At 32.5% G+C, this 23,081-nt stretch carries 23 protein-coding genes and 1 pseudogene; 11 read left to right on the top strand and 13 right to left on the bottom strand.

The features are described 5' to 3' along the window. Positions 1 to 146: 146 nt before the first annotated feature. Positions 147 to 2,534, top strand: coding sequence for a TonB-dependent receptor domain-containing protein (locus EV143_RS14500; protein WP_133508660.1), 2,388 nt, complete (start codon positions 147 to 149; stop codon positions 2,532 to 2,534). A gap of 389 nt (positions 2,535 to 2,923) precedes the next feature. Here EV143_RS14500 and EV143_RS14495 read toward each other — a convergent pair whose 3' ends face one another. After that, positions 2,924 to 3,592: a ZIP family metal transporter gene (locus EV143_RS14495; protein ID WP_133508659.1), complete on the bottom strand. Its 669-nt coding sequence runs from the start codon at positions 3,590 to 3,592 to the stop codon at positions 2,924 to 2,926. A 90-nt stretch (positions 3,593 to 3,682) separates the two neighbouring features. Then, positions 3,683 to 4,447: a class I SAM-dependent methyltransferase gene (locus EV143_RS14490; protein WP_133508658.1), complete on the bottom strand. Its 765-nt coding sequence runs from the start codon at positions 4,445 to 4,447 to the stop codon at positions 3,683 to 3,685. A gap of 133 nt (positions 4,448 to 4,580) precedes the next feature. On the opposite strand from EV143_RS14490, the gene EV143_RS14485 reads away from it, so the two are divergent. The 3 genes from EV143_RS14485 to EV143_RS14475 all read left to right on the top strand — a co-directional run bounded on the left by EV143_RS14485 (position 4,581) and on the right by EV143_RS14475 (position 6,818). Further along, the gene (locus EV143_RS14485; RefSeq protein WP_133508657.1) at positions 4,581 to 5,744 is read left to right on the top strand and encodes a THUMP domain-containing class I SAM-dependent RNA methyltransferase; all 1,164 of its coding nucleotides are present in this window, start codon (positions 4,581 to 4,583) and stop codon (positions 5,742 to 5,744) included. A 133-nt stretch (positions 5,745 to 5,877) separates the two neighbouring features. Continuing rightward, positions 5,878 to 6,114 (top strand): hypothetical protein, encoded by a 237-nt coding sequence (locus EV143_RS14480; protein ID WP_133508656.1) that lies wholly within the window; start codon positions 5,878 to 5,880, stop codon positions 6,112 to 6,114. A gap of 11 nt (positions 6,115 to 6,125) precedes the next feature. Then, complete coding sequence (locus EV143_RS14475; protein ID WP_133508655.1) at positions 6,126 to 6,818, top strand: aspartate/glutamate racemase family protein; 693 nt, start codon at positions 6,126 to 6,128, stop codon at positions 6,816 to 6,818. Between the two features lie 67 nt (positions 6,819 to 6,885). Here EV143_RS14475 and EV143_RS14470 read toward each other — a convergent pair whose 3' ends face one another. Genes EV143_RS14470 through rlmD form a run of 3 tightly spaced genes read right to left on the bottom strand, consistent with a single transcriptional unit; the run spans position 6,886 to position 9,630 of the window. Continuing rightward, on the bottom strand, positions 6,886 to 7,698 hold the full coding sequence (locus EV143_RS14470) for a DUF6048 family protein (protein WP_133508654.1): 813 nt from the start codon (positions 7,696 to 7,698) through the stop codon (positions 6,886 to 6,888). Continuing rightward, positions 7,670 to 8,206: a DUF6452 family protein gene (locus tag EV143_RS14465; RefSeq protein WP_133508653.1), complete on the bottom strand. Its 537-nt coding sequence runs from the start codon at positions 8,204 to 8,206 to the stop codon at positions 7,670 to 7,672. The genes EV143_RS14470 and EV143_RS14465 overlap by 29 nt, the downstream gene beginning before the upstream one ends. Positions 8,207 to 8,217: 11 nt before the next feature. Further along, positions 8,218 to 9,630, bottom strand: a complete 1,413-nt coding sequence (gene rlmD / locus EV143_RS14460; protein ID WP_133508652.1) for a 23S rRNA (uracil(1939)-C(5))-methyltransferase RlmD — start codon at positions 9,628 to 9,630, stop codon at positions 8,218 to 8,220. Between the two features lie 237 nt (positions 9,631 to 9,867). Between rlmD and EV143_RS14455 the strand changes: the two genes are divergently transcribed. Further along, complete coding sequence (locus tag EV143_RS14455; RefSeq protein ID WP_243739878.1) at positions 9,868 to 10,848, top strand: sensor histidine kinase; 981 nt, start codon at positions 9,868 to 9,870, stop codon at positions 10,846 to 10,848. Here the strand turns inward: EV143_RS14455 and EV143_RS14450 are convergent. The 5 genes from EV143_RS14450 to epsC all read right to left on the bottom strand — a co-directional run bounded on the left by EV143_RS14450 (position 10,845) and on the right by epsC (position 15,583). After that, positions 10,845 to 11,291 (bottom strand): hypothetical protein, encoded by a 447-nt coding sequence (locus tag EV143_RS14450; RefSeq protein ID WP_133508650.1) that lies wholly within the window; start codon positions 11,289 to 11,291, stop codon positions 10,845 to 10,847. The genes EV143_RS14455 and EV143_RS14450 overlap by 4 nt on opposite strands. A gap of 281 nt (positions 11,292 to 11,572) precedes the next feature. After that, positions 11,573 to 12,631 (bottom strand): hypothetical protein, encoded by a 1,059-nt coding sequence (locus EV143_RS14445; RefSeq protein ID WP_133508649.1) that lies wholly within the window; start codon positions 12,629 to 12,631, stop codon positions 11,573 to 11,575. A 162-nt stretch (positions 12,632 to 12,793) separates the two neighbouring features. Continuing rightward, on the bottom strand, positions 12,794 to 13,780 hold the full coding sequence (locus tag EV143_RS14440; protein ID WP_133508648.1) for an aldo/keto reductase: 987 nt from the start codon (positions 13,778 to 13,780) through the stop codon (positions 12,794 to 12,796). 124 nt (positions 13,781 to 13,904) lie between these two features. Beyond that, positions 13,905 to 14,792 (bottom strand): cysteine synthase CysM, encoded by an 888-nt coding sequence (gene cysM, locus EV143_RS14435; protein WP_133508647.1) that lies wholly within the window; start codon positions 14,790 to 14,792, stop codon positions 13,905 to 13,907. Continuing rightward, on the bottom strand, positions 14,792 to 15,583 hold the full coding sequence (gene epsC / locus EV143_RS14430) for a serine O-acetyltransferase EpsC (protein WP_133508646.1): 792 nt from the start codon (positions 15,581 to 15,583) through the stop codon (positions 14,792 to 14,794). Before epsC ends, cysM begins: the two co-directional genes overlap by 1 nt. A 193-nt stretch (positions 15,584 to 15,776) precedes the next feature. On the opposite strand from epsC, the pseudogene EV143_RS14425 reads away from it, so the two are divergent. Next, a pseudogene (locus EV143_RS14425) lies at positions 15,777 to 16,478 on the top strand (DUF1003 domain-containing protein). A 14-nt stretch (positions 16,479 to 16,492) separates the two neighbouring features. Here the strand turns inward: EV143_RS14425 and EV143_RS14420 are convergent. After that, positions 16,493 to 16,759, bottom strand: coding sequence for a DUF2752 domain-containing protein (locus EV143_RS14420; RefSeq protein WP_243739883.1), 267 nt, complete (start codon positions 16,757 to 16,759; stop codon positions 16,493 to 16,495). 122 nt (positions 16,760 to 16,881) lie between these two features. On the opposite strand from EV143_RS14420, the gene EV143_RS14415 reads away from it, so the two are divergent. Further along, positions 16,882 to 17,067 (top strand): hypothetical protein, encoded by a 186-nt coding sequence (locus EV143_RS14415; protein WP_133508644.1) that lies wholly within the window; start codon positions 16,882 to 16,884, stop codon positions 17,065 to 17,067. Then, the gene (locus EV143_RS14410) at positions 17,057 to 17,608 is read left to right on the top strand and encodes a Smr/MutS family protein (protein ID WP_133508643.1); all 552 of its coding nucleotides are present in this window, start codon (positions 17,057 to 17,059) and stop codon (positions 17,606 to 17,608) included. Before EV143_RS14415 ends, EV143_RS14410 begins: the two co-directional genes overlap by 11 nt. A gap of 147 nt (positions 17,609 to 17,755) precedes the next feature. Here the strand turns inward: EV143_RS14410 and EV143_RS14405 are convergent, their stop codons facing one another. Next, positions 17,756 to 18,742 (bottom strand): hypothetical protein, encoded by a 987-nt coding sequence (locus EV143_RS14405; protein WP_133508642.1) that lies wholly within the window; start codon positions 18,740 to 18,742, stop codon positions 17,756 to 17,758. Positions 18,743 to 18,825: 83 nt separating this feature from the next. Between EV143_RS14405 and EV143_RS14400 the strand changes: the two genes are divergently transcribed. After that, a complete protein-coding gene (locus tag EV143_RS14400) occupies positions 18,826 to 19,950 on the top strand; it encodes a cysteine desulfurase family protein (RefSeq protein WP_133508641.1) in 1,125 nt (374 codons plus the stop codon). A 147-nt stretch (positions 19,951 to 20,097) separates the two neighbouring features. Here the strand turns inward: EV143_RS14400 and EV143_RS14395 are convergent, their stop codons facing one another. Further along, complete coding sequence (locus tag EV143_RS14395) at positions 20,098 to 20,658, bottom strand: L-threonylcarbamoyladenylate synthase (RefSeq protein WP_243739877.1); 561 nt, start codon at positions 20,656 to 20,658, stop codon at positions 20,098 to 20,100. 146 nt (positions 20,659 to 20,804) lie between these two features. Between EV143_RS14395 and EV143_RS14390 the strand changes: the two genes are divergently transcribed. Beyond that, positions 20,805 to 21,830, top strand: coding sequence for a glycosyltransferase family 2 protein (locus EV143_RS14390; protein WP_133508640.1), 1,026 nt, complete (start codon positions 20,805 to 20,807; stop codon positions 21,828 to 21,830). Then, positions 21,827 to 23,071, top strand: coding sequence for a glycosyltransferase (locus tag EV143_RS14385; protein ID WP_133508639.1), 1,245 nt, complete (start codon positions 21,827 to 21,829; stop codon positions 23,069 to 23,071). Before EV143_RS14390 ends, EV143_RS14385 begins: the two co-directional genes overlap by 4 nt. Positions 23,072 to 23,081: the final 10 nt, after the last annotated feature.

Here is a 23,081-nt window from a genome sequence, read left to right as displayed (position 1 = left end):
GTAAAAAGTCGTACGTCATACCCAAATAAGTCGAACCAATTTCCTGAGCAGAAAATGGTTCGACTTTTTTTTGTCGGTCGCATAAGGAAAATTTCTAAGGCAACTTTGCTTCAAATTAATCGAAACAAGTTTAAAAATTAGAAATCATGAAAAAAGCAAACCTCCTTATCTTTTTAGTATTGCCTTTATTTTGTTTAGCACAAGCATCATTAAAATTAAAAGGAAAAATCGCAAGCGAAACAACTCCATTAGAATGGGCAGATATTTCACTATCAAATCCTGAAGGAAAAATTATCGACGGAACAACCTCTAAACAAGATGGTTCTTTTGAAATCAGTCTTAAAAAAGGAACTTATAAAATCGGAATCAGTCTTTTGGGATTTAGTGATTTTGAAAAGGAAATTTTAATAGAAAAAGATACTGATCTAGGAACCATCATTTTAAAAGAAACTACAACCAATTTAGGAGAAGTTGTAATTCAGACTAAAAAGAAAACCGTAGAACAGAAAACAGATCGTTTGGTTTATAATCTTGAAAATAATGTAACAACGGTTGGCGGAGATGCTCTGAGCGCCATAAATACTGCGCCGGGCGTTGTGGTACAAAATAATACTATTACTATTTTAGGAAAAGGAACTTCCCGCGTGATGATTGACGGACGAATGATTGAATTAGCCGGAGAAGAACTAAATAACTATTTAAAATCTATTTCGGCAAGTGATATTAAAAACATTGAAGTGATCAGCAATCCGCCGGCAAAATATGATGCGGAAGGAACGGGCGGATTGATTAATATTATTATGAAAAAAGGCGTTCGCGATTCCTGGAAAAATACGACTACGGTTTCGTACGATCAAAATAAATTCGGAATTTATACTTTAAGAGATAACTTTTTCTACAATAAAAACAAGTTTAGATTTTCGGCCAGTGTGAATGCAAAAACAGGTTATTTGAATGCAACCGATGATTTGAAAATGTATTTTCCTGACGGACTTTCGCATATGTACAGCGCAACAAAAGTAAAAACCGAAAATCTTTCCGGAAAACTGGCTTTAGATTATGATATTTCTGAACGTACTACAATTGGATTTCAATATTTGAATGACAGAAATAATCCTGATTTTAAATCGAATATTAGAATTGATAATTATAATACTCAAAATCAATTGGATAATGTTATTTTGAATAACAGTTTTACCGATAAAGGATCTAGAAATCAGACTTATAATGCGCATTTGATTACGAAACTGGATTCTTTAAAAAGAAAATTATCTTTTGATGTGGATTATTTTGATTACAGTTCAAAATTCGACAGAAATTTCGTTGCCAATAATTACACGCCGGATATGACTTTTGTTGATGTGAATCAGTGGGGAAGAAATGTTTCGAATCAGGATATTGATAATGTGAGTTTTAAGGCCGATATGGAACATCCGTTTCAAGCATTGAATTTATCTTACGGCGCAAAAATGAGTTTTACCAATAGTGTAAGCGATGTTTTTTATTACAACACAATTTCAGGAACTCCTGAATTAGATCCGAACCAATCGAACCGATTTAAATACACCGAAAATAATCAGGCGTTTTATGTTAATGCAGATAAAAAATTGGGAGAAAAATGGAATTTCCAAATGGGATTACGATTGGAAAATACCCAGACAACCGGTTTTTCTGAAACTTTGAATCAGGAAACAGTTAATGATTATTTGAAATTATTCCCAACATTTTATGCTTCGTACAAGAAAAATGAGAACAATACATTTAGTTTGAATTACGGAAAAAGAATAAACAGACCGCGTTTTGATTTATTGAATCCGTTTAGAATTTATATTAACAGTAATAGTTATTCTGAAGGAAATCCGTTTTTGAGGCCTTCGTTTAGTGATAATTTTGAGTTTGCACATTCGTATAAAGAAATTTTGAGAACGAGTGTTTTTGTAAATGCAGTTACAAACGGCTATGGTGTTTTATTTACCTCAAACCCGGAAACGAATACACAAATTGTAACACGTGAGAATTATTTTAAAAACTTGAATTATGGTATTGGAGAAACTTATTCAACAAGTTTTGCAGATTGGTGGTCAAGTGAAAATTCATTATACTTTTTAGGAGCAAAAACTGAATTTATTAAGGATATAAGTGCATCGCCATCAAATAGTTTACAAATCGATTTTTCGACTAATAATACTTTTGTTTTAGGAAAAACCAGAAAACTCCAAGTTGATTTTGCTTACAGTACACCTTTTAAAAGTGGTTTATATGAAGTTGGATATACGTCGAGTTTTGATATTGGTTTTAAGCAGGATTTGTTCAATAAAACAATGCAAATTGCATTTTTAGCAAATGATATTTTTAATACTTCTTATTTAAAAGATTTTACTTCTGTTGTCAATGGTGTAAAACAAACCTACAGCCAAAATGAAAGCACCCGATTTGTACGTTTATCGGTGGTTTATAATTTTGGAAATAAGAAAATCAATGTGAAGGAACGTGCTTTTGGAAATCAGGAGGAGAAAAAGAGAACGGGGAATTAATTATTAATTGTTAATTGTTAATTGTGAATTGTAAAATGTGAAAATCAGAAAATTTGATTTTCGAATAGGTTATCCTAACAGGTTTTTAAAACCTGTTAGGTATTTTAATTTTAGAGAATTCGGATTTTAAACCTTATAAAAATGAAAGAACCATCAAGTATTTTTTACGATAAAGGTTCTTTTTTTTGCGTGAGGGATAGGAGCAAATTACCGAAGTAATGCGGATAGCCCGACCGGATTTGCGAAAGGCGCACATAAGCGCTTTGTTAAATAGCGCCTTTTGTAAATGTGGTCACGCCCTAATGATCTTTTCCGTAGCTATATTTTTAATTGGATTTACGTTTTAGGAACTTTATACCTAACAGGTTTTAGAAACCTTGTTAGGAAATCTATAAAAAGAATGCCAATAAAATTCCGAGTACGATCATAGAAACTTTGGCGATGTTGAATTTATGTCCTTCGCTGCTTTCGAAAATAATAGTTGATGAAATGTGGAATAATATTCCGATTACAATCGCTGTGATTTCGGTGTAATAATCGTTCAGGAATGAAAGATATTCGGAGGCGATTGTGCCAAGTGGTGTCATGATTGCAAATGTCAGCATGAAAGCAAAAATGGCTTTTTTGTTTAAATCGGCATTGATGAAGAATGTCGTTAAAATCACGGCAATTGGCAAATGATGAATCGCAATTCCGAGTGCTAAATCGTGATGATGGCTAACCGGAAAACCTTCTAAAAAAGCGTGAATACACAAACTGATGAATAAAAGCCACGGAATCTGTGACATTTTTGCATGCCCGTGAACGTGTCCGTGTTCTGCACCTTTGGAGAAAAACTCTAATATGATCTGAAATAAAATTCCGACCATAATAAACAAACCAATTTTATGATTGTGTGATTCGTAAACTTCAGGAAGCAAATGCATTACGGTTAATGATAGTAAAAATGAACCGCTAAAAGCAAGCAATAATTTTAGATTGGTTTTGTTGTTTGGTTTTAAAAACAAAGCCACGCCATAACCTAAAAGTACAGAAAGTAAGGGTAATATATAATTCATTTTTTAATGTTTAATCGTTGATTTGTTTAATCGGTTAATTGTTTTTTTGTTTAGCGATGAAACGGTTAAACAATTAAACGATTTACCAATTTATTTAAAAATCATGATTAATCGTTCGCTTTCGGTTTTGTGGAATTTTTTGAGTTTGTAGTCTCCAAAAATATCTAAGAGAAAAATTCCGGCTTCATCCATTAAATCCTGAAAATCTTTTAAGGTTAAGGCTTTTACTTTTTCGGTAAAATGATATTTTCGGCCTTGATCTTCAAAATCTATTTCTTTCAAAATATGTCCGTCTGCAACATATCTTTTTATTTTAAAATCGATTCCGTCAACGGTTTTTACTTCTTCGGGAACCAACGTTTCGATTACATTAGCTACGTTCATAAAATCGATTACGGCAAACCCATATTCAGATAAACTTTCTTTGATCGCTTTAAGAGTCGTCAGATTATCATCGTCACTTTCAAAATAACCAAAACTGGTAAAAAGATTAAAAATAGCATCAAACTTTTCTTCAAAAGGTTCGCGCATGTCGTGCACTTTAAAATGAAGGGTTTCGTTACTGTTTTTGCTCGCTTCGGCAATACTGTTTTCAGACAAATCGGCACCTAAAACATTAAACCCTAATTGGTTCAGGTAAATAGAATGACGTCCTTTTCCGCAGGCCAGGTCGAGTACTTTTGCTTTTTCAGGAAGATTGAGATAATGCGTAAGATTATCCATAAAAATCTGAGCCTCTCGGTAATTTCGGTCTTTATAAAGAATGTGATAATACGGAGTATCAAACCATGATGTAAACCAGTTTTCGGTGTTACGCTCCTGATTTGGTGTTGATGAGTTTGGTGCTTCAGACATTTATTCTATTTCAATTAATTCAAAGTACCGCAAATTTAGTGTATTTTTGCCGAAAAATAACTATTTCGCGACGATACCTGAATAATCAGATTTGCGTTTGCGATTGGGGTTATTTTTTAATACAAAAATAAAGATGGAAGAAAATTTTAGAATGATTGCCAAATGTTTTTTTGGTTTTGAAGAAATATTAGAGAAGGAATTAAGAGATCTTGGTGCTCAGGATGTCGAAAAAGGTGTGAGAATGGTAAGCTTTAAGGGCGATAAGGGTTTTATGTACAAAGCCAATTTATCGTTACGTACAGCGCTTAAAGTTTTAAAACCAATTTACTCATTCAGAGCAAATAACGAACAGGCTTTATATAAAGGTATTTCGGGCGTTAACTGGTCGAAATTACTGAATGCCAACCAAACTTTTGTGATTGATGCTACAGTGCATTCGACTTATTTTAATCATTCTGAGTTTGTTTCTCAAAAATGTAAAGATGCAATTGTAGATCAGTTTAGAGAAAGAACAGGACAAAGACCAAGCATTGATAAGGCTTTTCCAGATTTGAGAATCAATGTTCATATTGATAAAGATCAGGTTTCGGTGGCTTTAGATACATCTGGAAATTCACTGCATCAGCGTGGTTACAGAACGGCTACGAATATTGCGCCAATCAATGAAGTTTTGGCTGCAGGAATTTTATTATTGTCTGGTTGGGAAGGGCAAAGTCACTTTTTAGACCCGATGTGTGGTTCAGGAACTTTTTTGGCAGAAGCTGCAATGATTGCCTGCAATATTCCGGCAAACATCAATAGAAAAGAATTTGCTTTCGAAAAATGGAAAGACTGGGATAATGATTTGTTCGAACAAATTGTAAACAGTTTAATGAAAAAAACGAAAGAATTTCATTATACGATTAAAGGTTTTGATAAAGCGCCAAGTGCGGTAAACAAAGCCAAAGACAATATTAAAAATGCCAATCTGGAAGATTACGTTTCTATCGAAGAAAGCAACTTTTTTGATTCTGAAAAAGCGGTTGAAGGAAAACTTCACATGGTATTTAATCCGCCGTATGATGAACGTTTAGATATTCACATGGAAGAATTCTACAAAAATATTGGAGATACTTTAAAGAAAAGCTACCCGGGAACAAATGCCTGGTTTATTACAGCAAATCTTGAAGCCCTTAAATTTGTTGGATTGAAACCTTCAAGAAAAATCAAACTTTTCAACGCAAGCCTTGAAGCACGTTTGGTAAAATACGAAATGTACGAAGGAAGTAAGAGAACGAAGTTTCAAGTTTCTGAGTAAGGTACAAAGGTTCAGAGGTGCAAAGGTTCAAAGGAAAAACCTTTGCCCGCTTTGCACCTTTGTAACTTTGCACCTCAAAAAAAACCTCTGTTCCTCTGAACCTTTACAACTTTGAACCTCAAAAAAGAAAAAAATGTCAAAACTACAAATAAGAGCTTTTTTATACCAACTAGGATGTTTCGCGATTCTATTTATTTTAGGTAGATTTTTAGTGGCAACATACACAGGATTAACGGGACTTTGGATTCCGATGACTGCATTTATTATTGCTACTTTAATATCGCCTAAGTTTCAGGCGGTAAAAACTAAAGATGGTGAAAAGCTTTTTATGAAATGGATTTTTATAAAAGGAATAAAAGAAATCGGATAAATTAGTTATTTATGAAGATAATTGGACTTATTGGTGGAATTAGCTGGGTTTCTACAGCTGATTATTACAAGCTTATAAATCAGGGAATAAACGATAAACTGGGAGATCTTAATTTTTCAGAATGTTTGATTTACTCTTTCAATTATGCTGATATTAAAAAGAATAACGAAAATAACGATTGGGATTCTACTTTCAACATGCTTTTAAAAGGCTGTCAATTTTTGAAGCAAGGAGGAGCAACGGCAATTGTTTTGTGCGCAAACACCATGCACTTTATCGCCGACCGACTTGAAGAAGCTATTGAATTACCGGTTATCCATATTGCCACGGCAACTGCTGTTGAAATTCAAAAACAAGGATTGAAAAATGTGGGTTTGCTGGGAACAAAATTTACAATGGAACTTGATTTCTTTAAAAATAAATTAATCGAAAAAGGAATTGAAGCCATTATTCCGGATAATGAAGATGATAAAGATTTTATTCATACCACCATTTTTGAAGAACTAGGGAGAGGACTTGTAACTCCCGAAACTAAAAAACGTTATTTAGAAATCGCAAATGAATTAATAGCAAAAGGAGCGGAAGGAATTATTTTAGGTTGTACCGAAATTCCTTTGGTAATTTTGCCGGAAGATTTAGACGTTCCTATTTTTGATACCGCTATACTACATTCTAAAGCGGCTGTAGATTTTCAGTTGTCGTAATAATTTAGATGTAAATAAAAATGCCACGAAGCTTAATTCGTGGCATTTTTTTTTATAAAAGAAACTATTATTTTTTAGGAGTTGCTTTTTGAATTTCAGGTACAATTACTTTTTTCTTGTAAATAGGAATAAAGTACGAAACGGTATAATTAAAACCAATTCCGAAATTACCATCATAAGTACGGTTAAAACCTGGTATATACAAATTATCAAAACCATCAGGCTTTGAATTCGCTACCAAAAGTTTTAGCTGAACACCAAAACCTACAAATACATTATTAAAAACTTTTGCTTTTAAACCGCCGGCAACTTCAAGCCATCCCGCTGTAAGTCCGTCGTATTTTTGTCCGGCAACAATGGCAGGCTGTTCTCCCCAATATGGGTTTGCATTGTAAATTTTATAACTGTTTAATTGTTGGCTAAAAGTACTAAAACCACCGCGTAAGCCAATGCTTATAACGTTTTCCATGTCAAGCCAGTTATCGTACAAATTATAATCAAAACCTCCTTTAACATAAGTTCCTGTTGCACTAGAGTTTAGTCTGACATCATCAGTGGTTTTGTCTTCAAAACCAAGTTCTGCAGCTATAAAGTATTTTTTCGTCAAACGAAAATCTCCGACAATTTCAATTCCTTTATAATCTTTATCATATAAACCGCGTGTAAGTTTATATAAATCAACGCCTACGCGTAGACCATAACGATCTGTTTTTGGAGGAATAATGATACTGTCAGTTTGTACTTCCTGAACGGCTGGTTTAGTTTTCGCCTTAGGCTTAACCTGAACGCTATCTTTTGTTACCGTTGTTTCCTGGGCCTGACCCAAAAACATTGAAAACAATAAACAAGTACTAAAAATATACTTTAAGGTGTGTTTCATCTTCGAATTCAATATTTTTATTTATAGGGTCTATATCCTGCATCCATAATCCGTCAGCGGCAGGATCTGTTTGTACAAAAGGTATCTGATCATTTAGCTTAAAAATGGTTTTAAAACCACAAGCTCTTGATACGTAAGCATTTTGTCGTGTATAATCAAATTTTATTACATCAGTATTAACAAGAGACGCGTTATCGTTTCCAAAATTTAAAATAAACTGATAGGTTACTGTATCGACATCTGTTTTTAACGGAATACCAATGGAGTCAGCACTGGTTATGTATTTCTCATCGTCAAGAGCACTTTCATTAAAAACAATTCCTTCAGGTGCTCCTTCGCCAATTACTTTTAATCGTGTCACTTTTTTCTTTACTGTCGGATTATTAATATCGTAAAACGAAATTATTAATCGGGGAGTAGTTGGTGTATTTGGATCGCAAATATCATCTTTCTCGCAACCTGATAAACCAAAAGCAAAGACTAATAAAAAAGCTATTATTTTTTTCATTTAAATTTTTGTTATCGAAGTTCTAAAAGTACAACATTTTCAACATGATGCGTTTGCGGAAACATATCAACCGGTCGAACACGTGTTACTTTATATTTTTCGTCCATCAAAGCTAAATCACGTGCCTGTGTAGCCGAGTTACAGCTTACATAAACAACTTTTTTAGGAGCAATTTTTAAGATCTGATCGATAACGGCAGCGTGCATACCATCTCTTGGCGGATCTGTAATAATAACATCCGGTTTTCCGTGTTGCGCAATAAAACTTTCGTTAAAAACGACTTTCATATCTCCAACAAAAAACTCGCAATTCGTAATATTATTGCGTTCTGCATTTGCTTTAGCATCTAAAATAGCTTCAGGAACACTTTCTACACCAATTACTTTTTTTGCTTTTTTAGAAACGAATTGTGCGATAGTTCCCGTTCCTGTATATAAGTCATAAACAGTTTCGTCGCCGGTAAGTCCAGCAAAATCGCGTGTTATTTTGTATAATTCGTAAGCCTGGTCAGAATTGGTCTGATAAAATGATTTAGCATTAATGCTGAATTTTAAACCTTCCATTTCTTCCAGAATATAATCCCTGCCTTTATATAGCTTAATATCCTGATCGTAAATCGTATCGTTTTGTTTCGAATTTACAACATATTGTAATGAAGTAATTTGTGGAAATTTCTCGTATAAATGATCTAAAATCAATTCACGATTTTTCTTGTCATTTTCATAAAACTGAATCAAAACCATGATTTCTCCGGTCGAAGCGGTACGAATCATAAAAGTTCTTAATAATCCTGATTGTTCTCTCGGATTAAAAAAGGCTAAATTATGTTCGTTTGCAAAATCTCTGATTTCATTTCTGATCGCATTTGAAGGATCTTCCTGTAAATAACATTTTTGAATATCAAGAATTTTATCCCACATTTTCGGAATATGAAATCCTAATGCATTTCTGTTTCCTAAATCTTCCGTACTTCCAATTTCCTGTTCGGTTAACCAACGAGCGTTAGAAAACGAAAATTCCATTTTATTTCTGTAGAAAAACTGTTTATCTGAACCCAAAATAGTTTCGAATTCAGGAAGTTCAACTTTTCCAATACGCTGTAAGTGATTTTTTACTTCATTTTGTTTGTAAAGCAGCTGTTGGCTGTATTTCATATTTTGCCATTTGCATCCCCCACAAACTCCAAAATGATCGCAAATTGGATCAATGCGATGTTCTGATAATTCGTGAAATTTTACTGCTTTGCCTTCATAATAGGCTTTTCTTTTTTTGAAAGTTTGAACGTCAACCACATCTCCCGGAACAACATTCGGAATAAATATTACTTTTCCGTCTGGAGCTTTTGCTACTGATACTCCTTTTGCCCCGGCATCAAGAACCTGAATTTGGTGAAAGACAACTTTGTCTGTATTTTTTCTTCCCATAGCGCAAAAATAAGGGTTTGTAAACTTTTATAAATTTAATTTTCAAAATATTTTATCAATTTTATCAATTTTATCAATTTATTCCGTTTAGTCACGTTTAAAAGGTAACTTTGTTTTTGCAAAATCCCAAATGCTACATTTTTAATCTATTGTATTGTTATTTTTTTTATGAAGTTGTATCACAATCTTTCACAAATTAGCTTTTTAAAGAAAAGCTATGCGTTCAAATTTTTATTTGTGGCATTTATTGGTATTCATATCCCTCTAATCGGAATTTTATTTTTTGTACTTTACTATAATACCAATATTTCTCCAACTTCAATTCTGATTTTTTCTTTAATAATGACTTTATTGGCTACTGTAATAACGCTTGTAATTTTAGATCAATTGATAAAGCCTATTGCGATTGCATCAAAATCATTAAATGATTACAGAAATAAAAGAAGACTTTCTGTTTTGCCAACAGAATATACGGATGAAGCGGGCTTGTTAATGTGTAATATCCAGGAATCTATTTATGAAGCCGAAAGTTTTATAAACGAAAAACAGGACTTGATTTATATGCTTTCGCATGATTTAAAAAACTTTGCCGGAAATCCTCAAGGTTTGGCAAAATTAATAATCGATGAAAATCCTTCAGAATCTGTTAAAGAACTTGCTGCATTAATTTGCGAATCAACTGACTTGCAATTTAGATATATTGAAAATTTTATCAAATTATTGAACGAGCAGGATCAGGTTGTAAAAATAAATCAGGAAATAAGAGTTGTTAATTTTCCTAACATTCTGCCTTTTATTACTGAACAGCTTGAACAACGCCTTTTAGATAAAAATATAAAACTAAGTATAAACTTAGAATTGGTAGAAGCTAAACTTTGGATCGATGAAGGTTTACTGGTTCAGGTTTTGGTTAATTTAATAAGCAACGCTATTAAATTTTCTTATTTTGATAGTGAAATCAAGGTTAGGATGTTTCTTGAAGGCAATAAATTGATAATTACAGTTATTGATAAAGGTATTGGTTTTCATAAAGATCAGATTGATGAATTATTTAAGAAATTTACTAAAATGAGCCGATTAGGTACCGCAATGGAAACTTCAACGGGAATTGGTTTGTATTTATGTAAAAAAATCATCGAAAGAAACAAAGGCGAATTGAGCGCTTCAAGCGAAGGAAAAAACAGAGGAGCTGAATTTAAAATTGTATTTGAAGTTTAATTTTTCCTCTTTTTTATAATTTCATAGTTGATAATTGTGAAAAAATAAAAACAAGAATCAGCCAATATCTTCCCCAGAATAATTCCGAAAAAATAATTTCCGCACAAAATCGGCATCCAATACATGCAAAACGGACGAACTACTAAAAAGTCTAAAATTGCTGGATAACCAAATTCTAAAACTAAGTTTTTTACTAACGAAAGGATTTCTCTAAAAGTTGTTTTTTTATGAAGAAGTTTATTTTCTGAGGCTAATTTTTTATAAGAAGAAAATAAAATTACTCCGTAGAAAGCTAAATATTCTGCACAAGTAATCAAATAAGCAGTTGTTAGTCCGCTATAAATTTTGCTGAAAAGTGAAGTTGTAAGTGCTGCACTTGTACTTGCTAATTCTGCATATTTATAACGATTAAACCATTCTTTGAAATTTGATTTTGTAAACATTTTTTTGAAAGAAACTAAGATTTTAAGTTGCTAAGGTACTAAGATTGTAAGTATGAAATCAGTTGATTTTATTTGGCTTAATAAAAAACTTAGAAATTTATCAACTTAAAATGCATGAAGCAAATAATAAACAAAAAGCAAATACAATAAAGCTTAATTTTTCATGGTTAGCTTTATTGTATTTGCTTTGATTCACAAATGGTTGTGTAGAGGAGAAAACTTAGTTCCTACTCCCAATGTGTCGAGAAGAATCTAAAGCTTTAAAAAAAAACTTAAAAATTCTAGTTATAGATTAATTTCGCTTTTCCATCAACACAATCAACTGATTTTGGCATGTCAATAAGCTCACAATCTGAATTTATTCCCCACTTTTGATTAAATTCTCTTTGTTTTGCAGTGTAGGTTCCGACTTTAGCAATAAAATCAGTTGTATTAATTTTTAATGAGTATGGGATATACTCTTGTGGTCCGCCGCAAGGTTTTGATCCTATTTCAGTAAAATTCCAATCTTTATTATCTGTACATTGTTTACTCTTGCCTGAAAGTGTAATAATCTCATCATACATTTTTTCTAAATCTTGTCTTTCTGTAATTTTATCAGATTGATAGATTAAAGTTGCTTTTCCATTAACACAATAAACTGATTCAGGTACAGGAACAACATCACAAGTTGAAAAAATTTTCCATTTCTTATCGAATTCACCTTGTTTTGCAGTATAAATGTTGACTTTAGCAAGAAAAGCAGTCGTATTGATTTTTAACGAGTAAGGGATATATGCTTGTGGTCCACCGCAAGATTTTGATCCTATTGCAGTAAAATGCCAATTTCCTTCACATCCGTTAGCAATACCGGAAAGTGCGATAATCTCATCATACATTTTTTTTAAACTTTCTTTTTCTGTATTTCTGTCAGGGCCATAGACTAATGTTGCTTTTCCATCAACACAGTCAACGGATTCAGGTACAGGAACGACATCGCAAGTTGAAATAATCTTCCACTTACTATTAAATTTTTCTTGTTCTGCAGTATAAGTTTTGACTTTAGCAAGAAAGTCGGTAGTGTTAATTTTTGAGGAGTAAACAATATACTCGTTTGGTCCACCGCAAGATTTTGATCCTAATGAAGTAAAATCCCAATCGTTATTATCCATGCATGCTTTTGTGTTGCCTGAAAGTGCAACAATCTCATCATACATTTTTTCTAATTTTTTGGATTCTTCATTTTTTAAAGACTGATCATCTTTTGTTACTACAGGAATTTTAGGTTTTATAAGTTCATCAGAACTACATCCCGTAAACGTTAAACAAATTGTAAAAGCTGCTAAGATTATCTTTTTCATTGGTTTGATTTTCTTACAAAGAAAGAAACTTCAACATGATGAGAATACCACTTAAAGACAAATTAATAATAAGATGAGACAAATAATAGTTGATGTAAGGAAAAAAGCTAAAGTGAAGCCGTTTTTATTTTAGGTTTTTTTTAGGAATTGTTTATGTAGGTCTTACCAAAGATGCTGTACCGAGGCTTTAATATACTTCTCGTAAATTTTATTCATGGCCGAAATTTTCTCTGGCGTTAATTTTGGTAAATCATAAACAGATAAATTCGAAAGCACATGACTTTCATTTGAAGCACCTGGAATAATGCAGCTGATATCTTCAAAACTCAAAATCCATTGTAGAGCGTACGGAGCCAAATTTGGTGCATCGGGAAATAATGATTTTAATTCTTCGACAGCTTTTAATCCTAACTCATAATCAATTCCGGAAAAAGTTTCTCCTTTATCGAAAGCGTCTCCGTTTCTGTTGAAATTTCTATGATCCTGAGCATCAAAAGTTGTTTTAGCATCAAATTTACCTGTTAAAAGTCCGCTGGCTAAAGGAACTCTCGCAATGATTCCAATATCTTTTTTTCTGGCTTCAGAGAAAAACAATTGTGACGGACGCTGACGAAACAAATTAAAAATAATCTGAACTGTCGTTACATTCGAATATTCAATTGCTTTAAGTGCTTCTTCCACTTTTTCGACACTTACACCAAGATTTAGAATTTTGCCCTGATCTTTTAAGCGATCAAACATTTCGAAAATTTCTGGTCGGTAAAAAACTTCAGTAGGAGGACAGTGCAGCTGAATCAAATCCAGCGTTTCTAACTTCATTCGTTTTAAACTGTCTTCAACATATTTCTGAAGCACTTTTGGCTGATAACCTTCACTCACATGCGGATTGATATGTCGCCCGCATTTTGTAGCCACATATATACGTTCAGATCGTGAGCGAACGACTCTTCCAACTGCGGTTTCGCTTAAGCCATTTTCATAAACATCGGCAGTATCAATAAAATTTACGCCGTTGTCTATTGCTGTATTTAAAAGTTCATCTGCTGTTTTATCATCAAAAGCAGATCCCCATTTTCCTCCAACCTGCCAAGTGCCAAGTGAGATTTCAGATATATTGAAGTTTGTTTTTCCTAGTTTTCTGTAGTTCATTTTTTTTCTTTTTGAGGTTCAAAGATACAAAGGTTCAGAGGTGCAAAGGTTTTTAGGTTCTAAGTGACTAAGATTCTAAGTTTTTTACTTTGAACCTTTGCATCTCTGAACCTTTGTACCTTCCTCAATCAAATAAATCCGAAGACAAATATCGATCGCCACGGTCGCAAATTATGGCTACAATAACGCCTGATTCTAATTGTTCGGCTATTTTTAGAGCTGCTGCGACAGAACCACCGCTGCTCATTCCGGCGAAAACGCCTTCTTCAAGCGCTAATCTTTTTGTCATTTCTTTGGCTTCTTCTTCGCTTACGTCTATAATCGAATCGACTTTAGACGCATCAAAAATTTTAGGTAAATATTCCTTTGGCCATTTACGAATTCCCGGAATTTGAGACCCGTCGCTTGGCTGTGCGCCGATGATTTGTATTGCCGGATTTTTTTCTTTTAAATAAGTCGAAGTTCCAATAATAGTTCCCGTTGTTCCCATTGCAGAAACAAAGTGCGTTACAGTTCCTTCAGTATCATTCCAAATTTCAGGACCTGTGGTTTTATAATGTGCTTTCCAGTTGTCATCATTTGCAAACTGATTTAGCATTAAATAACCGCCTTTTGCCACTTTTTTGTCGGCATAGTCGCGTGAACCAATAATTCCTTCACTAGCAGGTGTTAAAATCACTGTAGCGCCATAGGCACGCATTGTTTGTGTTCTTTCTTTTGTAGAATCTTCCGGTAAAATTAATTCAATGTCAATTTGAAACAATTGCGCAATCATCGCCAGGGCAATTCCCGTGTTTCCACTTGTTGCTTCAATTAATTTATCTCCCTTTTTAATATCGCCTCTTTCCAGCGCTGATGCAATCATGTTATAAGCCGCTCTGTCTTTTACACTTCCGCCCGGATTATTTCCTTCCAGTTTTAGTAAAAGTTTTACGTTTTTATTTTTAACCAGATTGACTGTTTCCATCAATGGTGTATTTCCAATTAGGTTTAGCAATTTCTGTGGACCCATTATTTTATTTCTTTAATTTTAACTTCAGTTGTTGTGGTGTTGATAACAATAGAACCTTCGGGAATAGATTTGGTCACCCATGCATTTCCGCCAATAATGCTGTTTTTGCCAATAATGGTTTGTCCTCCCAAAATAGTGGCATTGGCATAAATACAAACATTTTTTTCGACCGTAGGATGACGTTTTGCGTTTTTCATTTCTTTGCTCACACTCAAAGCACCAAGCGTTACTCCCTGATAAATTTTCACATGTTTTTCGATCACGGTAGTTTCCCCAATAACAATTCCGGTAGCGTGATCAATAAAAAACGGAGAAGCAATTTGAGCTCCGGCATGAATATCGGTTCCGGTAATTCTGTGTGCATATTCGCTCATCAATCTCGAAAATAACAGCAAATCAAGAAGATATAATTCGTGGCTTAATCTGTAAATGGCAATGGCATAAAATCCCGGGTATCCCAAATAAACTTCATCGAGACTGTTTGATGCCGGATCATTTTCCAGAATATATGCTGCATCCTGATTTAGCTTTTCTAAAACACCAGGCAGTTTTTCAAGAAACCGATCCCACATCGATCCGCATAAATTATCTGGCTTTTTGCAGGCCATAACAGCAATTTCTTTAAAGCATATTTCGAGTTCAGCAATGCTTTCATCCAAAGCTGCATTAGAATCAAAAAGGGTATAGAAAAGCTTTTCGGTAAAATCTTCTGTTTTAGTTTTGATCCCGTAATTTATATTTGAATGGCTTTTTAAAGCTTTTATATTTTGTATGATGAGATTTTTTGACACAATTAGAATAATTGAATGGATAAATTTGAAACGCTAAAAGTAAGGTCTTTTTTGTAAATAAAGGCACGAATTCGTTAAAGAAATTTTGTTTTGAAGATTGTATTTGTGATAAAAAAAAGAATTTATGAGCACAATAATTTATATGATTCTTAAGAAGTTAAATGCGTAAATTCGCCTGTAAAACAAATTGAAAATGAAAAATGATCCGACTTTTAAAAGTTCTATTTCTAACCTGTCTTTTCCTGCAAAAGAAAAAGTTTCAGGAAAATCTATTCACGATCCAATTCTCGGACTTATTATAAAAGATCATCCTTCTTTTTGCGATGACGATTTTATTGGCGTAAAAGAGCTAAATTCATATCGCCAAAAATATGTTTCCAACTATTTATCTACTGAAATTGGAGCGCTTTCAGATCTTGAAAAAAGTGTTCTTGAATCTTTAAAGGAAGATAAATCAATTGTTAGTATTGTTGAAGATGAAGAAGAAACGAGAAGTTTTGGTTAAAAAATAGCTGATAAAGTAGCTGATTTTGGCGGAAGCTGGACGTTTATTATTTCATTTTTACTTTTTATTGTTGTTTGGATTGCTTCAAATGTTTACATTTTGGTCAATAAGGGATTTGATCCGTACCCATTTATTTTATTGAATTTAATTTTATCCTGTATTGCGGCATTGCAGGCTCCGGTAATTATGATGAGCCAAAATCGTCAGGAAGAAAAAGACCGAACGCGTGCCAAAAAAGATTATATGATTAACCTGAAATCAGAATTAGAAATCAGAATGATTCACGATAAAATTGATCATTTGATTATGCACCAGCAACAAGAATTAATAGAAATTCAGAAAGTTCAAATCGAAATGATGAACGATATTCTAAATCAGATTAAGAAATAATTCGGACAAAAAAATCAAAAATAAAAGTGTTTGAAGTAATATCCAACAACCATAAATAATCCATTTATGGCAGCTAAAATCCAAAGTGTTTTTTGATGATTTTGCGATTTATTTAAAAGATAAAAAGCACCAAATCCTAAAAATAAAAGGGTAGAATAAAGAGCAGGATACATCTTAAAAGCGGCAAAAAAATCGCCTTGAAAAAGTAAGAATAATGCGCGTTGAAAACCACAGCCCAGACACTCAATTCCGAACAGCGTTTTGAACAAACAGGGAAGCATATATTTCTCCAAAGTCAACACTTTATTTTTTACAATTTTACGAAAAAATATCCGATAACATTTCAAGAGGTAAGAACTCCTATTTTAAAGTTTCTTACTTTTGAATTCTTATACTTTAAAAAATGAAAACTTTTAAAATTTTAATAATGATTGTTGCTATTTCAGTTGCATTATATCAGCAGGTTTCAGCAGAAAAAAATATCTATATTATGATTATTGCGATTGCAGTTTTCATGTATGGAATGATGCAGCTGAGTGCAAAAACGCCAAGTAAAAATCAGGAAAAAGAAGAACAGGATGCTGAATAAAGGAGATAAGGTTTCGGTTTTAGACGAGGCTATAAACGGAACAGTAATTTCAGTTAAAAACAATGAAGTTTTGATTGAAACTGAAGATGGTTTTGTGATGACATTTTTTGTCAACGAGTTACTTAAAATACAAGATTCCAGTAATTTAATGAATTCTATTAAAAGAATAGATATAGATGAAATTTCAAAAGAAAAAACGGAGCCAAAAGCAAGAAGTTTTGTAAAAGAAAAGAAAGATAAGCGTGAAATTGCTGCTCCAGAATTTGATTTACACATTGAAAAACTGGTTCCGAATAAACGCGGAATGTCTAACTATGACATCCTGACTTTGCAAACTGAAACAGCAAAAAGACACATTGAATTTGCCATCAGAAACCGAATTCCGAAAATCGTTTTTATTCACGGAGTTGGCGAAGGAATTCTAAAAGCGGAACTTGATTTTTTATTAGGCCGATATGACGGAATAGATTTTCAGGATGCCAATTATCAAAAATATGGCTTAGGTGCAACTGAAGTTTATTTTAGACAAAACAATAAATAACTAACTATTTGAGGTTATAAAAGCTCAAAAAAAGGCATAAAAAAACGTCCGTTTTTCTTTCTAATTTATAGTGAAATTAGGTTTGAAAAATGGACGTTTTTTGTAAGAAAAATAAATTTTAATATTTTTTAAAATTAGATGTATTAATTAAGGTGTAGTTGCGACTGTAGAGAATGTTCCAAGTGTAAAACTATCTCCTAATTTAAACTTACTATTTCCTTTTATGAGGCTTACATTTTTAAGAACAACAGTATGATTAAATACGTTTGTTCCACCGGTTGTTGTAGTCACTTCTATATAGCCGCTTACATTAGCAACACCATCAACTCCTGCCCATGTTTCTCTTAATGTTGGTGCAGATGGAGTGGTAGTTTTACAGAAATAATCCTGACTTAAAGTGCTGTTATAAACGCGGTATAAAAGTTTATTCGCTGTAGAACTTATGACAGCTGTTCTTGGCTGATTAAGAGGTGTAACACTATTTTGAATTAAATTAGCATCTACAGCATCAATTGTCATGGATGCTCCCGAAACAATAAAATTATAGATTTGTCCTGTCGCTGGACATTGGGCTGCTGTATCATCAAAAGCTAAATCTAACTGATTTGCTATTGTTGTTGCAAAATCACCAAATTTTATTTCAGGTACTGTTACATCAACACCTTTAACCGCATAAGTAACATTTATAATGTTAATGTTATGATTGTATCCGGTAATTGTGGTACTGTTAGTAGTAGTATTTTGTGTAACAATTGGAGTGGTTGTAATTTGCATTACTCCTGATTTAGCGTACCATTCATCAATAACTTTGGGAGATGCGGGCGGAATTAAACTGCATATATCTGTTCCTGCAATTGTTCCATCATAACTTCTGTAAACTAATCGGTAACTCGAATTGTCAATATTGTATTCCTCAGGCGCGCCATCTAATGTTGCATCTTCTGTAAAAGTATTTTCAGGGACTTGTAATAATAATGATTCCTGGGCTTTAAGTTTGTAAACTAAAAGATTTTCAGCAGTACAATTTTTTGCTTCAACAGTTTCAAAATCTATTTGGTCAACAGTTATATCTCCGTCATCGCAACCGTTTAGTAAAAGCGCGAATAACAGTAAGCTTGCATATTTTCTCATCATAATTTTATTTGGGTCAAAAATAGTGAAAAATTTCGCAAATGATATTTAAGAATTCACAATTGATATTTCTTAACTTTGTCGTGATGAAAAAAGTATACCTCGATAACGCCTCAACTACAGCCATGCGACCTGAAGTTGTTCAGGAAATGACAAAAGTAATGACTGAAGATTTTGGTAACCCGTCTTCTACGCATAGTTTTGGTCGAAATGGCAAAACGATTTTAGAACTTTCCAGAAAAAGTATTGCGAAACATTTAAACTGTTCTGCACAGGAAATTATTTTTACTTCCGGAGGCACCGAAGCTGATAACTGGATTCTTCGCTCTGCAGTTAAAAACTTAAAAGTAGAACGAATTATTACAACTAAAATAGAACATCATGCCGTTTTGCACAGCGTTTTGGTATTAGAAGCTGAGTTTGGTATTCAGGTTGATTATGTAACCGTAAATCATGACGGAAGTATCGATTTAACGCATTTATCGAATCTTTTGTCGGAAGATAAAAAAACGATAGTGAGTTTAATGCATGTAAACAACGAAACGGGAACTATTTTAGATATTGACAGAGTTGGTATTATCTGTAAACAATATAGTGCCTTATTTCACTCCGATACAGTTCAGTCTGTTGGGAAAACTGAGATTGATCTTCAAAAAACTCCAGTTGATTTTATTGTAGCCAGTGCACACAAATTTCATGGCCCAAAAGGTGTTGGTTTTGCCTTTGTTCGCAAAAATTCTGGTTTACAGCCTTTGATTTTTGGAGGTGAACAAGAAAAAGGACTTCGTGCAGGAACTGAAGCTGTACACCAAATTGCAGGAATGGCAAAAGCACTGACTATTTCCTATGAGAAGTTAGAGGAAGAAAGAAAGTATATTTATGACTTAAAAACATATCTTATTAATCAATTAGAAATTCATTTTCAGGGTTTTAGATTCAACGGAAAAAGAGAAGATTTTTACAATATTATCAATATTATTTTACCTTTTTCAGAAGATAAAACTTCGATGTTACTGTTTAGTTTGGATATGAAAGGTATTGCAGTTTCAAGAGGAAGCGCATGCCAGTCAGGAAGCATAAAACCTTCTCATGTCTTAAAAGAAATGCTTTCGGAAGCTGATTTAAAATTACCCAATCTCCGAATTTCATTTAGTCATTACAATACTAAAGAAGATATTGATTGGTTGATTGAGAGTTTGAAAAGTATTTAAGGTTCAAAGGTTCAGAGTGACAAAGGTTTTTTTAAAGATTCTAAGACTCTGAGTTGCTAAGTTACTAAGATTTTTTTCTTGCTGATTTTAAATAATCTAAAATCAGCAATCTAAAATCATTAACAATTAACCATTAATAATTAACAATTATTTACGTATCACTTTTACCTGAGAATCATTTGTCAGTTTGATGATTGTTGATGGTTTTCCGGCAATTTTGTCCTGATTTAATTTTACTACATAATCAACACCTTTGATGATTTCAGGATTAATATCTTTGAAACCAATAGGAGTGGGCTGTCCGGAAATATTAGCTGATGTTGAAACCAAAGGCTTTTTCATTCGCTCTAATAATTTAAAGCAAAAAGGCTCTTTTACAATTCGAACTGCAAGCGAATTATCAGCTGCAATGATGTTTTTAGCAACATTTCTGGGTTCATCCAGAATTAATGTTGTTGGTTTTTCAGATAAATCTAAAATTTGCCACGCAACTTCAGGAATGTTTTTAAATACATTGTACATCATTTTTTCGCCATTCATCAAAACAATCATACTTTGGGTTTCCGCACGTTGTTTAAGTTTGTATATTTTAGCAACAGCTTCGGTATTTGTAGCGTCGCAGCCAATTCCCCACACAGTGTCGGTTGGGTACAGAATGATTCCACCTTCTTTAATGATTTCGTAGGCGTTGTGTATTTCTTCGTTCATTTGTATTAATTTAAATCTAAAAAGATTCATGTGAATTAAGCTGTAAAAGTATTTAATTTAAGTTTAAGATTCTAATTCTGCTTAGATTTGTTGATTCAAAAGAATTAATTGCTTTTTCCTATATTTGGTGGCTAATTATAGTTTAAATGAGAATTTCCACCATTGATATTTTAGTTTCAGTTATTGTTCCAGTTTATAATGCAGAGAGATATATTTCTGAAACTATAGAAAGTATTTTAAATCAGAGTTTAAGTAATATTGAAATTATTTTAGTCAATGATGGATCAATAGATAGTTCATTAATAATTTGTGAGCAATATTTACAAAAGGATTCAAGGATAAAATTAGTAAATCAAAACAATTCGGGAGTTTCAATTGCAAGAAACAATGGTTTAAAGATAGCAAATGGAGAATATGTTTTTTTTATGGATTCTGATGATACCATTGATTCCAATTTTCTAAATTCTTCTTATAATGTTGCTAAAAAGCAAAATTTTGACATTGTTGTTGTTGGAGAATATTGCTGTCAGCGTTTACCAAATGTTTTTGCATTGCCAACCTGGGGGCAATTTTTAAGACATGATTTTTTGAAAAAACATTCAGATATTAGGTTTCCGGAAAATATTCAGCCTTGTGAGGATGGATTGTTCTCTCATCAGCTATTGGCTTTAACAAAAAACATAGGGGAGAATCCTCATGGGATATATAATTATAGGCATCATGAGGACCAAAATCACAAAATAAGTAATAATAACGTAGAAAAAGTATTAGCTCAAATTCCTAGCTGGTTTGAAATTCTGGGAAATTTTTATAAAAATTATAATTTGTTTGAATCTCAAGCTCTGCATTTAGCACTTTTTATAGAACATGAGCCTTTCCAATTGAGATATCTTTCTATGTCATTAAATGAAAATCAAAAGGCACATTTACATGAATTGATAAAGGAGTTTATGCAAAAAAAAGTATTGCCTTTTTTGAAAGATGAGGATAAGAAGAAATTGAGTAATTATTTTTTATTTTTTATTGATTCTAAGGGTTATTCAGAATTTGACAAATATTATCAAGGACTAAAACTTAAATACAAGATAAAACTGTTTTTAATTAAATTTATGCCAATTTCAAAAATTAGAAAAAAAGTACGTAAAGAATTAAGATTAAGCATTTATAGATGAAAATAGTTATAATACAACACTCCGGGTTTTTAAATGGCACTGGCGGAACAGAAAAAATATGCTGTTTTCTATCTAATATTTTAAGTAAAAATAATTTTGAAGTAGAAATTGCGACTAATCAGGAAAGTGGTGGAAATCCTATGTTTCAGTTAGATGAAAAAGTAAAAATCACTAATATTTTTGATAAAAATGTTCCTCAAAAAAAACTATTAGAATTATATAACTACAGAGGCAAAAATCCTTTTTTGTGGATCTATTATAAAATTCAAAAAAAATATTATAAGGTCTATAATAAGAACTTTTTGAAGAAGATGAACGGTATTGATGAATTTAATAAATTTAATTTACACCAGCGTTCTCAGGCATGGAAAGATTATATTGTAAAATCTAATCCGAATTTAATAATCACGATGACAATTAATTCGTTGTTAGAGATAACATTTGAGAATGAATATAATATTCCAATAATAAATTCGGTAAACGGACGACCAGATTATGATTATTCAGATATATTATGGTATCGTTCTAAAATAGATATAGAACTCCTAAGGGATTCTTATAAAAACTTAAGTGCAATACAAGTATTATTCGATAGTTATAAAAACTATTTGCCTAATACTTTTAAAGGAAAATCTTACACTATTCCAAATCCTGTATTTCAGATTGATGATTCAGAAATTGTTAATCATTATAAAGAAAAAGAAAGGTTTAAAATTTTAAATGTTGCTTCTCTGGTTACAAGTTGTAAACAGCAAGATGTCGCTATTAGAGTGTTTTCTAAAATAGTAGATAAATATCCAACTTGGGATTTGCATTTTTGGGGAATTGGTGATGATTTAGAAGCATTGCAAAATCAAGTAAAACAATTAAAACTTGAAGACAGAGTGTTTTTTAATGGGTTTACCAAAAAACCTATTGATAAAATGAAAGAATCAGATGTTTTTATTTTTCCAAGTAAGTATGAGGGATTTCCTTTAGCTTTGACTGAAGCGATGTCTGTTGGATTGCCTAGTATTGGTTTTCAAACTTGTTCAGGGGTAAATGAACTTATTGAGAACAATGTTAACGGATTTTTAGTAAATAACGAAAGAGAGCTACAGGAATCTTTAGAAAACTTAATAGTTAGCAAAGATTTGAGAAAACAAATTGGAGCGAATGCTCATCAAATGATTAAAAAATTTAATGAAAATAATGTGTCAGGTAAATGGATAGATGTGATAAATCAAATTTTGACCAGTTAAGATATTTTAA

The sequence above is a fragment of the Flavobacterium chryseum genome, from assembly GCF_004362015.1.
GTDB lineage: Bacteria > Bacteroidota > Bacteroidia > Flavobacteriales > Flavobacteriaceae > Flavobacterium.
The sequence above is the reverse complement of the archived record's forward strand: the minus strand, read 5'-3'. Positions and strand labels throughout refer to the sequence as shown.

Bases quoted from the DNA above. Each gene is read 5' to 3' on its own strand.
- EV143_RS14500 (WP_133508660.1), top strand. From the start codon at position 147: ATGAAAAAAGCAAACCTCCTTATCTTTTTAGTATTGCCTTTATTTTGT.
- EV143_RS14495 (WP_133508659.1), bottom strand. From the start codon at position 3,592: ATGAATTATATATTACCCTTACTTTCTGTACTTTTAGGTTATGGCGTG.
- EV143_RS14490 (WP_133508658.1), bottom strand. From the start codon at position 4,447: ATGTCTGAAGCACCAAACTCATCAACACCAAATCAGGAGCGTAACACC.
- EV143_RS14485 (WP_133508657.1), top strand. From the start codon at position 4,581: ATGGAAGAAAATTTTAGAATGATTGCCAAATGTTTTTTTGGTTTTGAA.
- EV143_RS14480 (WP_133508656.1), top strand. From the start codon at position 5,878: ATGTCAAAACTACAAATAAGAGCTTTTTTATACCAACTAGGATGTTTC.
- EV143_RS14475 (WP_133508655.1), top strand. From the start codon at position 6,126: ATGAAGATAATTGGACTTATTGGTGGAATTAGCTGGGTTTCTACAGCT.
- EV143_RS14470 (WP_133508654.1), bottom strand. From the start codon at position 7,698: ATGAAACACACCTTAAAGTATATTTTTAGTACTTGTTTATTGTTTTCA.
- EV143_RS14465 (WP_133508653.1), bottom strand. From the start codon at position 8,206: ATGAAAAAAATAATAGCTTTTTTATTAGTCTTTGCTTTTGGTTTATCA.
- rlmD (WP_133508652.1), bottom strand. From the start codon at position 9,630: ATGGGAAGAAAAAATACAGACAAAGTTGTCTTTCACCAAATTCAGGTT.
- EV143_RS14450 (WP_133508650.1), bottom strand. From the start codon at position 11,291: ATGTTTACAAAATCAAATTTCAAAGAATGGTTTAATCGTTATAAATAT.
- EV143_RS14445 (WP_133508649.1), bottom strand. From the start codon at position 12,631: ATGAAAAAGATAATCTTAGCAGCTTTTACAATTTGTTTAACGTTTACG.
- EV143_RS14440 (WP_133508648.1), bottom strand. From the start codon at position 13,780: ATGAACTACAGAAAACTAGGAAAAACAAACTTCAATATATCTGAAATC.
- cysM (WP_133508647.1), bottom strand. From the start codon at position 14,792: ATGGGTCCACAGAAATTGCTAAACCTAATTGGAAATACACCATTGATG.
- EV143_RS14420 (WP_243739883.1), bottom strand. From the start codon at position 16,759: ATGCTTCCCTGTTTGTTCAAAACGCTGTTCGGAATTGAGTGTCTGGGC.
- EV143_RS14415 (WP_133508644.1), top strand. From the start codon at position 16,882: ATGAAAACTTTTAAAATTTTAATAATGATTGTTGCTATTTCAGTTGCA.
- EV143_RS14410 (WP_133508643.1), top strand. From the start codon at position 17,057: ATGCTGAATAAAGGAGATAAGGTTTCGGTTTTAGACGAGGCTATAAAC.
- EV143_RS14405 (WP_133508642.1), bottom strand. From the start codon at position 18,742: ATGATGAGAAAATATGCAAGCTTACTGTTATTCGCGCTTTTACTAAAC.
- EV143_RS14400 (WP_133508641.1), top strand. From the start codon at position 18,826: ATGAAAAAAGTATACCTCGATAACGCCTCAACTACAGCCATGCGACCT.
- EV143_RS14395 (WP_243739877.1), bottom strand. From the start codon at position 20,658: ATGAACGAAGAAATACACAACGCCTACGAAATCATTAAAGAAGGTGGA.
- EV143_RS14390 (WP_133508640.1), top strand. From the start codon at position 20,805: ATGAGAATTTCCACCATTGATATTTTAGTTTCAGTTATTGTTCCAGTT.
- EV143_RS14385 (WP_133508639.1), top strand. From the start codon at position 21,827: ATGAAAATAGTTATAATACAACACTCCGGGTTTTTAAATGGCACTGGC.